Source organism: Glaciimonas sp. GNP009, from assembly GCF_054343755.1.
Genome location: NZ_JBTGUV010000004.1, coordinates 3,813,207 through 3,829,581, shown reverse-complemented (window position 1 = coordinate 3,829,581; position 16,375 = coordinate 3,813,207). Strand labels below are relative to the sequence as shown.

General features: G+C 49.2%; 14 protein-coding genes. All 14 read left to right on the top strand.

What is annotated here, in order from left to right:
• Position 1: 1 nt before the first annotated feature.
• The 14 genes from ACXX82_RS17860 to ACXX82_RS17795 all read left to right on the top strand — a co-directional run bounded on the left by ACXX82_RS17860 (position 2) and on the right by ACXX82_RS17795 (position 16,338).
• Complete coding sequence (locus ACXX82_RS17860; protein ID WP_323506951.1) at positions 2-1,189, top strand: hypothetical protein; 1,188 nt, start codon at positions 2-4, stop codon at positions 1,187-1,189.
• An 84-nt stretch (positions 1,190-1,273) separates the two neighbouring features.
• On the top strand, positions 1,274-1,993 hold the full coding sequence (locus tag ACXX82_RS17855) for a hypothetical protein (protein WP_458563403.1): 720 nt from the start codon (positions 1,274-1,276) through the stop codon (positions 1,991-1,993).
• A 69-nt stretch (positions 1,994-2,062) separates the two neighbouring features.
• Complete coding sequence (locus ACXX82_RS17850) at positions 2,063-2,257, top strand: Flp family type IVb pilin (RefSeq protein ID WP_322237015.1); 195 nt, start codon at positions 2,063-2,065, stop codon at positions 2,255-2,257.
• 35 nt (positions 2,258-2,292) lie between these two features.
• Positions 2,293-3,591 (top strand): TadE/TadG family type IV pilus assembly protein, encoded by a 1,299-nt coding sequence (locus ACXX82_RS17845; protein ID WP_323506949.1) that lies wholly within the window; start codon positions 2,293-2,295, stop codon positions 3,589-3,591.
• 134 nt (positions 3,592-3,725) lie between these two features.
• Positions 3,726-4,721 carry a Flp pilus assembly protein CpaB gene (cpaB, locus tag ACXX82_RS17840; protein ID WP_322237013.1) on the top strand — a complete coding sequence of 332 codons (996 nt, stop codon included), beginning with the start codon at positions 3,726-3,728 and terminating at the stop codon, positions 4,719-4,721.
• Positions 4,718-6,427, top strand: a complete 1,710-nt coding sequence (locus ACXX82_RS17835) for a type II and III secretion system protein family protein (RefSeq protein ID WP_323506947.1) — start codon at positions 4,718-4,720, stop codon at positions 6,425-6,427. The genes cpaB and ACXX82_RS17835 overlap by 4 nt, the downstream gene beginning before the upstream one ends.
• A gap of 195 nt (positions 6,428-6,622) precedes the next feature.
• Entirely contained in the window at positions 6,623-8,593 is a 1,971-nt protein-coding gene (locus tag ACXX82_RS17830) for a TadA family conjugal transfer-associated ATPase (protein WP_322237011.1), read from the top strand.
• A complete protein-coding gene (locus ACXX82_RS17825) occupies positions 8,586-9,443 on the top strand; it encodes a type II secretion system F family protein (RefSeq protein ID WP_322237010.1) in 858 nt (285 codons plus the stop codon). Before ACXX82_RS17830 ends, ACXX82_RS17825 begins: the two co-directional genes overlap by 8 nt.
• A 98-nt stretch (positions 9,444-9,541) precedes the next feature.
• On the top strand, positions 9,542-10,435 hold the full coding sequence (locus ACXX82_RS17820; protein WP_458563402.1) for a type II secretion system F family protein: 894 nt from the start codon (positions 9,542-9,544) through the stop codon (positions 10,433-10,435).
• Between the two features lie 93 nt (positions 10,436-10,528).
• Positions 10,529-10,849: a hypothetical protein gene (locus tag ACXX82_RS17815; protein WP_322237008.1), complete on the top strand. Its 321-nt coding sequence runs from the start codon at positions 10,529-10,531 to the stop codon at positions 10,847-10,849.
• 305 nt (positions 10,850-11,154) lie between these two features.
• Positions 11,155-11,787, top strand: a complete 633-nt coding sequence (locus ACXX82_RS17810) for a hypothetical protein (RefSeq protein WP_323506946.1) — start codon at positions 11,155-11,157, stop codon at positions 11,785-11,787.
• A 201-nt stretch (positions 11,788-11,988) separates the two neighbouring features.
• Positions 11,989-12,357, top strand: a complete 369-nt coding sequence (locus ACXX82_RS17805; RefSeq protein WP_322237006.1) for a DUF192 domain-containing protein — start codon at positions 11,989-11,991, stop codon at positions 12,355-12,357.
• Between the two features lie 379 nt (positions 12,358-12,736).
• Positions 12,737-15,184, top strand: a complete 2,448-nt coding sequence (locus ACXX82_RS17800) for a pilus assembly protein TadG-related protein (RefSeq protein ID WP_458563401.1) — start codon at positions 12,737-12,739, stop codon at positions 15,182-15,184.
• Between the two features lie 5 nt (positions 15,185-15,189).
• Positions 15,190-16,338 (top strand): hypothetical protein, encoded by a 1,149-nt coding sequence (locus ACXX82_RS17795; RefSeq protein ID WP_458563400.1) that lies wholly within the window; start codon positions 15,190-15,192, stop codon positions 16,336-16,338.
• Positions 16,339-16,375: the final 37 nt, after the last annotated feature.

The following is a 16,375-nucleotide window of genomic DNA, read 5'->3' as shown; positions in this document are numbered from 1 at the left end:
TATGCGCAACCCAGCTAAACGCCCAGCCAAACGCCAAAGCAAGCCGACCAGAGTGCCCTATCCAACCTTGCTGCAACCACGCCGCCAGCACGGGCAAGCGCTGGTGGAATCAATTCTGGCTTGCAGTATATTTATGGTGTTAGTTTTTGCCTTGCAGTGGGTATGGCGTTTTGGCGAATTGAAACAATTAAATACCGAGGCCACCCGCTTTGCGATTTGGGAACGTACGGCATACAAAAGTAATGGCGATGCCGACTTCCAATCATTATTTAGTGGCGATGCAGATCTGGCACCCAAGGTCTTTCGCAATGTTTATCTGACGCCACGCGGAGCCAGGCTTTCGCAGGCCAACGGTGGCGGCGATTTGCTGCAGGACCATCCTGACTGGATGAATACTGCAGCGCGCTTTTTTTCGAATACGTTTGCAACAGCTACCTTTTCTGCCGTTGCCAATAGCGCATTGACCGTCACCACAAACGCCAATAAAGTCCCGGGCGGACCGATGGGATTCGACCCCACGCACAACACGCTGACCAGACTTAAACTGGATGACCAATCGTACGAGCAAGTCCAGGTTACCGGCGCAATTGGACTCAGTGATTTCATTACCGCATTCATGCAACAACGATTTGGCGTGACGCCGCCAGTTGGATCACCCAACGCAGGAACCACCACGCCAACCCGCTTGGGTAGTTTGACCATGGTGACCAATTCCTGGTCTGCACCACCGGCAGTTGGCAGCAAGCGTATGTTTGAGGAACTCAACCCGTTGGGGCCAAGCAATTATGTGGGAATGGTGCTGAATAATGGCCAATACGCCAACCTGTCGCAACTGATCGGCGGCGCCTCTGGATTTGGCGCCAATTACCGAGTCGATAAGGTGGGGATTAATCCCGCGCAGATCTCCTCGTTGGTCTCGCAAGGAATGAGTTTCAATTACGACAGCCTGAAAAATCCAGCGGATCTTTTCAAAATTTTTAAACCAACTGATGATTACAAAGAAACTTTCCAATTTAAGGGCGGACCACCTTTTGAAGGCGATTACGTTGGTGTTGCCTGCACTTCCAACGTGCCACGCTCTATCCGCCTAACGCAATATACGCAGGACGAACTCTGCCCTGCGGGGATATTGCGCGCCCGCACCATTTCCATGTTCGACAACCCGGCGCTACGATTTGTCTCACCCTAGTTCACCAACGTTAGGATCAACCACGATGCAAAAGTTAACCGTTGTCACAACCACGACAACTATCACCATGGTGAAGTGTGCCGATTGAAGAATCTGATCGCAACGTGCTTTTGGTTGTGCGCTCTGGTATCCACCAGCGCCCATGCATTTGACAGATGGAAAGGTGGAGAACAGTTACTTCTTGAGGGAATTCCCAAAGATTGGGGAATGACCAGAATGGCCGATGAAATCGAGGTGAACGGATTGCCGATGTTGATCTTTCAAATCGACGGACCGCAAAATCTGCGCGAAGCATCTGTACTGATCGCAGCTGCGTGGGCCAAAGATAGCTGGAAAGTGACCACCAAACCAGCTGGTCACGAAGTCCAAATCATCGGTATCCGAGACGGTTGGCTGAAGCAGGCCAATCTTAGCAGCAGCAATCGCAAGACCACGGAAGGCTATCTTAGCTTGTCAGACCTTCCAACCCGCATGAAAGCCGATATCGATTCCAAAGCGCCGGTGCTCGGCAAACACTTGCGCAAACCTTCCGGCACGATAATTTTGAACGAAGTGCGGACCGTGGATAAAGCGGGTGAATCAATTATGACGACGATGACAAACAACTTCGACCTTGAACAAAACATTGCTTTCTATGAAGAAGATCGCGCTGCGGAGGCCTGGAAAGTCGCTTACCGGCGCGTCGCTGAAAGTAACAAAGGAACCGTAATCAAGTTCGTCTCCGGCGAAAACCACGAAGCAACCTATACCTTCACCCGACGAGCAGGACAGACTTTTATTGTTGTCAACTGGATTACCCGATGAACCAAAGATTAAGCACAACTGGCTCACCCGTCTGCACCAAATGGAAGATTTTCTATTGCGAGGATTGTCATGCGTAATATCAGATTCGTGCGCATCGAACGAGGTCAGATTGCGGTGGAGTATTCCATTTTACTGGTCTTCGTGGCCATGGTTCTATTTGTTTCCGTCGATGGAAAGTCAGTCTTGAGTGTGTTGTTAGACGCGATTCGACATTTGAATTTTAGTTATATCCAAGGACTTGGTGTCGTCTCAACGCCTATTTAAAACCAACATCCTGAAATCTTCAACGACTGACGCCCATGCTGAGAAAAAATAGACGCAAGTCCAAACACCACCGAGGCGCCAGCCTCGTAGAATTCGTCGTCGCCATTCCCGTCGTTCTGATATTCGCCCTGCTTTGCCTGCAACTGATGCTGATGTATCGCGCCAAACTGGCACATAATTTTGCAGTTCAGGAAGCAGCACGCATCGGTGCGATGAGCAACGGCAGAGTCGTCCCACGCTTTGTGACCGATCCACTCACCGCGCAACTTGGCAACCTCGGCTATGCTGCTGTTGGCAAAATAGTGCACAGCAAAGACGCCTCTGGAAAAGACGTCATTAGCGTGGTCACAACACCCGGCAATGAACTGGCCGGGGCCGGTCAGGCCGGCGGCGTGATGGACGGTCCCTCCGCCAATAGCGACGTCGGCACATCGGGCGGCGATGGGTCCGAGGCGGCCAACAAGCCCGGTGGTGTCTCTTCCTTTCTGGGAGCGGCTAAAACCAAAGTAACGCCCGCAGTCTGGGCGTTCATCCAAGGCCTGATGCGCTACGGCGACAGCTCGGTATTGCAAGGTTTCATAAACGGTATTACGCCGATGTACATGGGAAGCGGCACTGGTAAACTCGCCGTGGTCGAGGCACAGGTAGCGGCCTATAAGGATGCGATGTTCAATTCTTGCATTCTGTATCACAACCCTACTCAAGCTGCTTTTCTCGAATCTGGCACCATTGAATTGCAGGGATTGGATTACGGCATTCTCAAATTACCATCCGACTATATGCGTTTTCGTACGCCACTTGGCGTTACCGCTGCCGCTGGCGGCGACGATCTTAGCAGCGACAGTCTTAAAGGTAACCTGACTAACAAAAACATTCAGGACAACACGATTCTATCGATTGAAATCTTATGGAGTTATCCGCTTAAAGTCCCGATCGCCAATAGCATCATCATCGGTATCACCAACATGATGGGCGCACTTAGCCCGAGCTCCAACCTGACCGCCGCATTTCAGGCCAAGGCGTTATCTCGCGGCCGCTATCCATTTTCTTCATCAGCCAGCTACCGTGCACAAAATGCACTGGCATGGCATCCGTTCTATCCATTAGGAAGTATGGCACCACCGCCAGGCGGCAGCGGCGGCTATGAAGCCTTCGACGTTATCGTCATAATCTGGAACAGTATCGTCAGCAGAATGGAAGGTAAGTTTGATCCCGCAGAACCACAGATCGGATTCTGCCTTGGTGCCATGGATATGGGTGCCTGGGCCGAGGGCGATCCTAACGACGTGAAAACACATTGGTGGGGTGAGAGTTACGACCGCTCACACAAATAGGATTCCCCGTTTAAGGACTACCCAAACAATCCGCACCGCACGCACCGCCTTTACTTACCGTCCTTTGCGCTTCTTTTTTCAAGCAGAAAACGAGTCTTTCGAATTTATTAAAACCTCACCTCCAGACCATCACTATGAATCTAAAACGTTACATCAATCCCGACAAGATTAAGAAAGCGCTTCCGCTAATAGTTATTCTGTTGATTGCAGCGCTAGCGGTTTTTCTGGCTAATAGTTATTTAAAAAGCCGTTCCAGTGAAATAGAAAAAAGCCTCAGCGATGAGGCCAGCAAAGTACGTACAACAGTCACGGTACCACGTATGGATTTGAGTCCCGGCGATATCCTGACGATGGACCAGCTAGCTTCGCGCACGGTACCAAAAGAGTATATGAACTTTGATGCAATCACTCCAGAACAGATTGACGCTTATATCGGTAAGAAAATCATCCGACCGGTGCGCAAGGGAACGCCGTTACTAGAGTCCTATTTTCTCTTGTACGAATCCGTACCTTTTTCCAAGTCAATTGACGCGGGTGATCGTGCCATCACTATTCCAGTGGATGAAATTAATTCGTTCTCCGGCTTACTGCGCGCAGGCGATCATATTGATTTGTTTTACATGATGAAGCGACCGCCGGATGGCCCACAAATGCCGATGCCGACGCCGGGACCAGCGCAAGAAGACACAATGCTGGCACCGCTACTGGAAAATGTTGAAATCCGGGCGACAGGCCAGACCACCGAACGCGAAGTGCTAGCGGCTGATCGGGCCAAAGAAAGCGGCTTCGGTGACCGTCAGAGTCAACCAGGACGGACGACATACAGTACGGTCACTATTTCGGTTCCTGCTGCCGATGCCCAGAAAGTGATTTTGGTACAGACCGGCGCCCGTATCGTGGCGGTCCTGCGCCGCCCAGACGATGTAGATGGCGTCCAAAAGAAATTGTTTTTGTCTGATGTACTTGATCCAGGTGCTAAAGAACGCTTCAAGCTGCCGCAAGGCCCACAGGTTGATTACATCATCGGTGGCCGCTTCAAGACCGGCGAGTACATAGACGGTGGCGACGACCAGGCGAAAAAAATCGAAGCACTTAAGCGCTTTCTCGGCACGGTAGGGAATCCACAATGATTACTATAAAAAAACCACGCTACGACATGATCAATCACCGCACCGCACGTATACTTGTACTATTGTCAGCCTTGATAGTGACACCTAGTTTTGCCGCTCCAGCTGCACAAGACTCTGGCTGGAAAACTGCATCTACCCAAAAAATTGCATCTAGAGACGGCGCCGAAGTGCAGTATCTAGATGGAAAATCACTTGATCGCAATGGTAGCGTCCAGGTAATTGGTCAAGATGGTCAAATTGCGCAGGGAGAAAATGAGCCGGGCGCATCAACCTCAAACGCCGCAAAAAATAGCGCAGCGAATCGCGTCTTGAAAGGCCCTGCCAAACCTCTGCCTCCGCCTGATGACGAAATTCTGATGTATGCAGGTGAGGCCCGCGTAATGGAAGTCGGGCCAGTCAATCGCATTGCAGTCGGTAACGGCAAGATTGCGTCAACCGCTGTGATCGAAAAAACAAAACTTCTGATCATTGCACAGGAAGTCGGACTGACCAATATCCTGCTATGGAAAAAGCCGAATTTATCACGTGAAATTCGGCTGCGCGTCACCGCACTCAATGTGCTAAAACAACAACGCGATGTCAAAGCTGCACTCGCCGATTTACCAAGTGTTGAAGTAGTCCGCCGAGGTGAGCGACTATATATCGAAGGACATATCTCTACGCGAGAAGATCTCTCTAAAATTACTGCGCTGACCGGCCAATATGCCAATCTGATCAACTCCACCACATTAGATATCGACACCGTACCGGCCTATAAACAGGAATCGCAAATGCTAGTGTTTGACTTGTACTTTGTAGAGTTCAAGAAAGGCTATCTGGAGAATCTTGGTGTCAATTGGGCCAAGAGCTTTAACGGCTTCAATATCGGTATATTTGGTGAAGCAACGCGTGGCAGCACCAATCTGCGGCCGTTACCACAAAGTGCCGACAGCACAGGTGCCACCTTCACTGTGCCAGACCAGAAGCAGCGTGGAGTAAGTGCTGCCGTGAATGCATCAATTGCGATTCCGTCCATCATTCAGTTAGCTGTCGATAGTGGGAACGCGTTCGTCTTAGCTTCGCCCAGTATCGCAACCCGCAACGGCGGTCAGGCCAAGTTCGTGGCTGGTGGAGAAGTACCGATCCCAACGGTTAGCCAGAATGGCACTAACGTCACGTTTAAACCTTACGGCATCCTGATCGAAATCGCACCCAAGCTAGACCCTTTCGGTAATGTCACAGGACTTCTCAAGGCTGAGGTTAGCAAGATTGATCCAAGTGTCAGTGTTGGAGGCATTCCGGGCTTTACCACCCGTCGGACTGAAACCGATTTTTCGGTGAAGACCGGTGACGCCATTATCTTATCGGGCTTGTATAGTCAGGATGGCAGTACCGACGTACAGAAGGTGCCGGGATTGGGAGACGTGCCGGTGCTGGGTAATCTGTTTAAATCAACTGGGACGATACGCAATCAAACCGAAGTATTTCTGGTGGCGATCCCACACATTCACGAAGGCGAACAGGCAGAAACATCAAATGCGCTGCGTAACCTGAATAACCGGATCAATCAATCGCGTAAAGAAGCAGGTATGCCGCAACAACGCGAATTGCCGACGATGCGTAGTTTAATGGACCCACCAATGGAGGAGCCCGGTCCAATGCCAGCTACGCCAGTTCCGGGTCCTGTGCCAGGCGGAGTGTCATTTCCTGAAGACCGCACACCTTAAACAGTTCGAATGTGCGCCGAACTCAGGTCGAACTTGGGTAAAGCGTATCAATAGGCGTTATACAAAATTGCTCTAGCACCGCGCTTGCCATCGTGCCGATGACGACAGTAGCGAGAACCGCCAATAAATAACGACGGCGCTGGAGTAGATTGCATACATCTGAATACATTTATTTTTAATGGAGAGATATAGTCCATGGCAGATATTTCTGGAAGTTTCTTATTGACGGTGGTGTCAGATGGTTATGACACACTTGATGAAGTCGCCATCACTAAGGATAAATTTATCGTCGGAAAAGCCGACGGATCCGATCTGCGCTTAAAAGGTTGGAGTGTCAGTAAATTACATGCGACATTTCTGATCAACGAGGGCAGTATTTTCCTTGAGGATAGCGGTAGCATTTTCGGCACATGGATTGAAGGCGAACGGATTAATCGCCTTGGTCCACTCAACGCAGGAACGGAAATTCGAATCGGTGGCTACACGCTGACCTTGCACGTTAATCGGCAAGGAGACACCTCCGCCAGTCGACGTGAGCTTGACGACCCAAATGAAGCAAACAATGCAAACGCACGTCGGGCATTGTCTGCAAATATGCACAATAATCCACCGAACCATTCCACTAGGCCCAGCGCAACGGTCGATGAAATCAGTTTCGATGATGACGTATTGTTAGCAGATGATCTGCTTGATGCTTCTGCTGAGCGGGTACCGCGTGCGCAGGAACGCGCACCGCAACCGGTAAAGGCTCCATCAACGGCCGCGTTCACACCAACCGTAACAGCGAGGCACGAAAGCGCGACATCTTCAAATCCTCCTCCCATCCTGAGACCAGCGACTAAGCCGGAACGCACTGAACGTGCAGAGCAGCCAGCGTCATCGCGTCCAACTAGTGCCGGCACACAAGCGCCTGCGGTTCAAGCGCGCGTCATTGATCATGAGTTTTCGCGCTGGCGCAAAACGCTGCACGAGGCCGTTCTGTATGAAATCGATTTACGCCGGATCGATGCCAATAAGATGTCGGAGGAAGATCTTAAGGCCAACGTCAAAACGTTGATCAAGGAGCTTTTGGCCTCCACGTTCAACGTACCGGACAATATTGATACCGAGCAGCTAACCCGAGAAGTACTGGATGAGGCAGTTGGCCTGGGCCCTTTAGAGCCCTTGATCGCCGACGAGAGCGTCACTGAAATTATGGTCAACCGGTTTGACGAAATCTGGGTTGAGCGCGGCGGTCGACTCGAACTATCGGCCGCTACTTTTACCAGCGACCTGGCTGTCATGGGCGCTATCGAACGGATTGTCACGCCTCTTGGGCGTCGGATTGATGAGAGTTCGCCAATGGTTGACGCGCGGCTAAAAGATGGCTCACGCGTCAACGCCATCGTACCGCCGCTATCGCTACGGGGACCAACACTGACGATTCGAAAGTTTTCACGTCGCAAAATGATCGCTGAAGACTTGATAAAGTACGGGTCCATGACCGATGAAATGCTGCATATTCTGCGTAGTGCTGTCGAGCAGCGTCTGAACATTGTCGTTTCGGGAGGTACTGGCTCCGGGAAAACCACCTTCCTTAACATGATGTCGGCCTTCGTACCAAACGATGAACGGATTGTGACGATCGAAGATGCTGCTGAATTGCAACTCTCTCAGCCCAATCTGGTATCTCTGGAAAGTCGCCCTCCCAATGTGGAGGGCAAGGGCCATGTCGCAATTCGCGATTTGGTGCGTAACTCTTTGCGGATGCGACCGGATCGCATCATCGTCGGTGAGTGTCGCGGTGGCGAAGCGCTCGATATGTTGCAGGCAATGAATACCGGCCATGATGGATCAATGACCACCTTACATGCAAACTCCCCGCGCGATGCATTAGCACGGATGGAAGTGCTGGTACTGATGGCCGGCATGAACTTGCCGGTGCGCGCAATCCGCGAACAGATCTCGTCGGCGGTACATCTGATTATTCAGCTCACCCGCTATTCATGCGGGGCGCGTAAAGTGACCGCCATCACTGAGGTAGTCGGGATCGAATCAGAAACCGTTCAACTTCAAGACGTTTTTAAATTCCATCGCGAAGGATTGGACAAAAATGGCAAGACATGTGGAGAATTCCGTTATTCAGGGATGATGCCGGCGTTCATCGAAAGGATGAACAATGAATAGTATGATCTTCATGTTTTCCTTGATTGTGTTTGTACTGGTCGTGTTTATTGCCTGGTCACTGCTAAACTCAAAAAACTACTTTCTTAAAGTACTTTTTGATATGCACGTGCGCTATCTAGAGCGCATCAAGGAGTGGACCGGCCTTACAGATGGCCGGGTCTATCTGGTTCTATTTGCGCAAATTGCGGCCACGATATTGCTGACGGTGGTGATCTATTTTGTCGTGCGTAATATTTTATTGATCATGCTGATTGGTTATTTTATTTTCAAAGCGCCATTGTGGATCAGTGATCACAAACGTAAACGTCGCCTCAGTAGTATTGAATATGAACTGCCGACTGCCCTCACCGTGATTGCATCGAGCCTGACTGCCGGTGTATCGCTGAGCATCGCACTACAATCTTATTCCAAGGAAATCAGCTCGCCGCTGGCAAATGAATTTGCGCACGTGATTCGTTTACAAAAAGTCGGTGTCGACTTTGAGACCGCCATCGAAGAAGTTGGCAAGCGTATTAATTTGGTCGATTTTCAGTTATTGGTCATGACCTTCCGTATTTCAAAATCGGTCGGTGGCAACCTATCTGAAACCCTGATGAGTCTGTCTAATACGATACAGCAAAAGCTGACTATTGAAGGAAAAATCAGGTCATTGACCGCGCAGGGAAAAATGCAAGGGTGGGTCATGATCTGCCTGCCAGGACTGGTGGGCGTTGCTTTGTATTTCATCCAACCGGAAGAGATGAGTCAACTAGTCACCACCTTCTACGGAAAAATCGTCTTGTTTATCTGTTTGACCATGGCCTACATCGGTCACAAAGTAATACAAAAAATTCTCGCCATCGATGTCTGATACAGAAAGCCATCCTCAGAGATACTAACGTTTTCTAAAACTCACGCAATTGGCAATACGCATAAACCCAACACGAACATCACTAAGGGACGAATGGTATGAACAGTTCAATTTATCTATATAGCGCGATCATTCTGGCCTTCGGCAGTCTTAGCGTATTTCTTTTTTACGTCTTTAAGTTATTGGCGAACGCCAAAGTTAGCAAATTTCGGCCCAATATGGATCCATTGCCACCACTCCTGAAAAAAGTATGGAATGGCGTCATGTTTTTTGATTTTTATTTCGGTGCTTATTTATCCGAAGCCACCTTACTCAAGCGTAAGCAAATGCTCAATTCGGCCGGTCTGGAATATTTCATGACGCCGAACGAGACGTTCGCTGTTCAATTTTTCTCTCTGGCTGTTTCTCTCTTCTTTGGAATTTTGGTCAGTTTTGGGGCATTTGGTATTAGTTATAAGGTGCTTTATATTGTCGCTGTGCTTGGGTCAATTGGCTGGTTTTATCCGCTAATGTGGATCAAGGACCAAAAGAAGCGCCGTAACCTGGAAATATCCCGCTACTTCCCATCCTTTGTCGATATCGTGACGCTCTGTTGTGAATGTGGCCTAACCTTAAATACAGCCATCATTAATTTTTGTGAGCGTGGCCCCGCCTGTATCTTGCGGCAGGAAATAGAGCGGGTAGTGCGCGATATGAAAACGGGAGCCGGACGCGCTGAAGCTCTCGAAAAGTTCGCCCGTCGTACCGGCAATCTGGACATCAAGCGCTTTGTTGGTATTGTGCTGCAATGTGACAAACTGGGCGTTCCACTCGGACCGACTTTGCGCAAATTTTCGGAACAAAAGCGCACCGAGCGCTTTCAGAGAGCAGAGAAATTGGCAATGGAGGCGCCAATGAAAATGATCGCCCCACTCATCATGTTCATTTTCCCAATCACTTTTATCATCATCGCCTTTCCGATTGTGCTCACTATCATGACAAATTTCAGATAAAGAGTGCGCGCGTCATAGCAGCATTCATCAAAAGCTATACTTTTTATCATTCTCACTGAACCATTCCCAATCTGACAACTCGAACAAACACTAATGAAAACAAAAATATTCAGCTCGGCCCTAACACTATCTCTTGTTTGTTCTGGCACGGTCTGGGGCGCTACAGTCCTGCCGCAGCTTAAGCAAGCAAATACGCAGGTATGCATACAAATGGGTGCAAGCGCACAAGGCACTCCAAAAAATAAGACGAAGTTGCCTACGTTCTGCGATTGTGTTTCTAATACTTATTGGAACAGCGTACCGCAGGCAGAGTACGACTCGCTAATCAAAACCGGCAAATCGCCATTGCTAGAGGCCAGCATGGAAAAACGACTAAATGTGGCTAAAGCAAGTTGTCTAAAAAAAAATGGATAAGCATGGGTCGCGTCTGAAAATCTGACTCTGTATTAATGGTTTTATTGGAAAATCATCGCTGAAAAAGCATTCCGTTTATGAGGATTTCCCTGCTGGATATTCAATTTATCACCCCATGAATCCCTTTCAAAACTGCAATGTGTACTCGCCCAAATCGACGATTGCAATCAGTTGAGAAAGTAATTTATTGCCAATTTCAACACAAGATGATGGATAGCGCGCTTTTGAGAAGTTTCAAACCAGATTAAGTAGTATTTTTCGATGAAAATTTGGGATCGCTTTTGAATGAGATTGGGACAAGTTTCATGGAAATTTTTATCGCTGATAAGGCTAAGAACGTCATCACCAACAGCGCCCCACCAGTTCGCTTTGGATTTGGGAGAGAGGAATGTAGGATGATAAAAGTACCAGCGACTACGCTTACGCTTCTGGAAAATATCAAGAAAGCATTGAGTAAAAACTTGTTGCTGACAGATGACTTTTACACCGATGATAACCTCAAGCGTTTCACAGGCGGCGCTCAGATTAGTCGTGTCGGAGAAAACAGAGAGAACGTCAAACGTGTTGAAATTACCCGCTTTGGCGCTATGGTTAAAACCTCTTGGGACGGACGTCGTGACGAAGGGGGACTAACGATCCTCTGCCGGAAGGAGGAACAATTCGGCGGCGACGTAGAGGGACGTCTCAACTTGTGGTTGCGCAACGAAGATGAACGAGTCAGTTATCGGAACATGGAAAAATTGTTTGGACAACAATGGGAAAAATCAACTGCGCGTAATGGTGAAAAATGCCTACCACCGCTGCACGAACATGGAAATGCGGAAATGGAATTCTTTGCGCTGACAAACGGAGTGGAACAAACCGTACGACTCCTGTTTAGTCCACGAGCCAATCTGGAGATGGCAAGTTTTTTGGAGGTCAGACCTTTCGATTTGTAATGACCACTTCATATTTATAGACGTACCACGCTGATACCGCAAGACGATCAGTCCATTATTTGTGGCGTTTATTTGTGTGGTTTATTTGTGTAACTTATAGCCTCATTATTTTTTCTTCACGCATCATCAGATTGTTAAAGACGATGACCCACTCCACACTCGCCATCGCACTGACCACGCGTTCAAATAACAAACTACCCTATGAAAATTGACGTCCGGATCGCCAATAATTTTTGGAAACGCGCTGTCGGTTTGTTGGGTTCACTTCCTCTAAATGACCAGCAAGGAATGCTGATTTCTCCATGCAATAGCATCCATACATGCTTCATGCGATTGCCAATTGATGCAGTATTTATTGATCTAGATGGAAATATCATGCGTATTGTGGAACATATCCGACCATGGAAATTTGCTGCGGCTAAAGCGCATTCCTGCCTTGAGTTGAGCGCGGGAAACGCCGCTCGGCTTGGTTTGAAAGTGGATGATTGTCTGGCAGAACTTGCTCAACCGGTTACTGGCAAGGTCATCCAGATAGTCGTTCTTTTACCAGTTTCAACGCCACATTTCTAACGTTACGCCGTACTAAAAACGATCGCGCAATGCGATCGTCTTCTGATAAAACTTCCATCACTATTTTATAAAAGAGACAGCGTGAACATCGTCACGCGCGTGCTTTTTTGCGTTATTTTTCTGGAGAACGTAGCAATACGTTTCGCTCTTATGCCAAGTTAATTCACAATAAAAAATGTAATTCGGATGCAAACTGGCGGTCGTCATCACCCCGTAACAAAACCTTTCTACTATCAACCATCATCTTCCCCGCGTCATTAAATTCAAGATTCATGACACCGCTTGTCATTCACGCCGATTGAATGTCGTATCAAGATATTAATATCGCGGCTAGCTTCCAGATCCCGACCATAAATTTCTATGATCTCAACAATGTCACATGAACGACCTGAGCGTTGAGGCTATTTTGTTAAAAACGGAACCCGATTTTTCTCTACAATACGCGCGCAAAAATACTTTTTCAAAAGCTCATGGCGATATGCTCCGCACACAACGTGGTGCGGTTTTACCCATTACCATCTTTTTTCTTGCAGTGCTTTGTATCGGATTATTTGCCATTTATAACATGGCGCAATTAACTGCTGAAAAGCGCCGCCTGACCAATGCAGCCGATGCCATTGCTTACAGTTCAGCTAACGTCGCCGCTGAAGGACTCAATTACACCGCCTACACCAACCGCGCCATGATTGCGAACTATCAGGCTGTTGGACAAATGACGGCGATGTGGTCTAACGTCACCATGTCGGACCAGTACTGGCGTAATAACGCCAAGGTGCTGAAGGCAACGGCTGCCTTAACCAAATTCATCCTCTATATCGGTACCGGTTTATCGAGCATCCTCAAAACCGTCTCAACCTTTAGCGACTATTGGGAAAAGATCGTCAATGGCGTGCGCGTCACCAGTCAGGTATTAGCCAATGCTGGCACGGCGACTACATCGCTGACTAACTACGCCATTTTTGCTTCGCAACAGGTCCATCTGGCAACTACCGCTTCTGCCTTGATCTCAATGCAAAAAGATTTGCTGACAGCGAACGCACCGCAAGCAGAGTACATTCCGCAAACGGTGATGTATCAGATCGGTAAAAGTCTGGTTGATTTCGGCAGCATGATTAAGCTGCATCAGCCGCCGCGTAAGTTTATGGGCAGCACTGAAATGAAAACCAAAGTTCCTGGCGATAAAGGCACTGCTGAATTCAATTTGGTACATCGCTTGATGATGGCAGATATGTTCAAGTTGACGAGTGGTATGGGCGGTCGTCGCCTGTTTCCCAATGCCGTTGGTTTATGGACAGTGGATGGCTGTAATTTGAGCGCGACGAATGGGTTGCTAACAGGCCTATCGGTCAACGGTCTGGAACAGATCGTCCCCGCGTTGGCAGGTAATGTTGCGGCCGACGTGATTGGTCCCGTTATCGAAGGATTCATGAATACGGTAGGTCTTATCGTGAGTCCGATAATGTGTCTTTATGAGCGTACTGGCGGTACACGCATGATTCAAATGCAGGACGGGACATATGCATGGAGCAACATCGATATCATGGAAATTAATCCCCATCTGTTCAATATCCACATCCCGATGGCAGGTGCGGTAACAATGTCCAAGGTGGGTCGTCAAGGTTTGAATAAAAACCAAACGATTCCCGATGACTTAGACAAGTTTGTAGATGTGGTGAACGCTACGCCCGCCTGGAAGAAAGCATTTTGGGGCGAGGCAACAGGGATTGATGACTGTATGTATTTCACGTTACCAACCGGCGAGGTGTATGCACCCCGCATCGGCGGCGCATGCGCATCGTTGGCCGCTGGTGCTGCAAAAAAATATTACGAACGCGGTGTCATGAATATCGCCAAGGCCTCAGCCAACCGCGCAATGAAAGGCCAGCCGCAAATAGCGACCGCCACCGAAACGTTGAACAACGCCGCTATGGCCACGTTGGCACCAATTTTGGATGCTGCCGGTGGCGGCATCAATGGAAGTAGTTCTGCTTCGTCAGCAGTGAATCTACCTGACGCTAATGCAGGCAACCTGACTGGCGTCGTAGGCGGTGCGCCTGCCGGGATGCCAGCGTCGGGCGCTGCACTCAACGCACCAAGTCCGGGTGGTGGCGATGCCGAAGTTGAAATGGCCACTGCGCTGGCACAACAAGCAGCAAATTTTCAGAACCTGTCCAATCTGGGCGGCAATGTCGCCACGTCCATTTCAAACATGCTCGGTAGCGGTTTTACGATGGCGAATACGGTATTCGATGATCCCGTCAACGCGCCAAACAAGTTCACCCAGTTCTTTCTCAAGGCGTTGGGTCTCGGCGATCTGATTGATGTGCTCGGCATGCGCTCCTCGCGCGGAACCGAAACGTTATTTCAAAAACCGGGATTGGGCGGTGCGGTTGCAGCCGACATGGGATTGCCTGCGGAAAGATTTGGCTTGTGGGAAATGCGCGACGCAAATATGGGTAACTATCAAATAGGTGACCGTGCCGCCAGTAATATATTTGTCGCCAGCAAAGAAATACAGAATTCAGCCCTAAAGGATCTTGGCCCTTCGTTCGTGGTGGCATTGCAAGAAACGACCGACAAATTACCGCTAAAATCAGAAAGCAAATTCAATCTCGGCCGAGCGCCGTTACATGATTATGACGCGGAAATAAAACAAAATTATCTGAAGGCTATTGGCAAGGCGCGCGTCTATTATCGTGCACCGGTTGAGCGTTGGACCACTCGCTCGCAAATTGTCTCGCACGCCAATCTGATGCTGCCGTACTGGAACGCACGACTGGAAGGACTGAATTATCCTGAGAAATCGTTGTTCTTCCTGATTGACTGAGTCCTATGCTTATATCGCAAACCCGCAGGCTTTATCTATTACCTTCCCGCCGTCAGTTTGGGCAGGCGTTATTCGAGTCAGTGGTGGCGCTCAGCCTGTTTATGGTATTTTTGTTTGCGATGCAGTGGGTGTGGCGCTTTGGAGAACTGGCGCAGTTAAATGCTGAAGCCCCACGCTTCGCTATGTGGGAAAGAACTGCCTATAAAGACAACGGGACAGCGGACGTGCAGTCGCTTTACAGTAGCGATGCAGATCTAGCGCCCAAAGTGTTTCGAAACGTTTATCTAACGCCACGTGGCGCACGACAATCGCAAGCCCCGGGAGGCGACGCGATGATGCAAGATCATCCAGATTGGATGACGACAGCCGCTCGCTTTTTTACCAACACGTTTGCAAGCGCTACCTTTGGTGCCGTCACCAGCAGCGCATTAACAGTCACGACTAACGCCAATACGGCACCCGGCGGTCCGATGGGATTCGATCCTACTCACAATACGCTCACCAGCCTCAAGCTTGATGATAAACCTTACGAACGAGTTCAAGTCAACGGTGCCATCGGATTAGGGGAATTTATTACAGCATTCATGCAACAACGTTTTGGGATCATGCCGCCCGCTGGCGCAAGTAGCGACGGCGTGACGACCAATCTGGCGTTGGGCAGCCTGACTATGGTGACTAACTCCTGGTCGGCGCCCGGAGCGGTCGCGATTAAAAGGATTTATGGAGAGCTCAATCCGCTCGCACCAACCAATCACGTGGGCATGGTGCTTAACAATGGTCAGTATGGAAATTTATCCCAGTTGATTGGTGGTGCATCGGGTTTCGGCGGCAATTATCGGGTAGATAAAGCGGGGATCAATCCAGCGCAGATTTCAGCGCTGGTAACCCAAGGCATGGGCTTTGATTACAACGGCCTCAAAAATCCAGGTGATCTGATAAAGCTATTCAAGCCGACCGATGAATACAAGGAAAATTTCACCTTTAAGGGTGCTGGTCTGGAACCTGAGTTTGTCGGCGTGACGTGCAAAGCCAACGTACCGAACTCTATTCGTCTGACCCAATATACCCAAGATGAATTGTGTCCATCCGGCACCATGCGCGCACGCGTCATCTCGATGTTCGATAACCCCGCGCTAAAGTTTAATGCGCCATAACAACTCTGCAGAAAGGCCCAATTGATCAGCCTTTCCT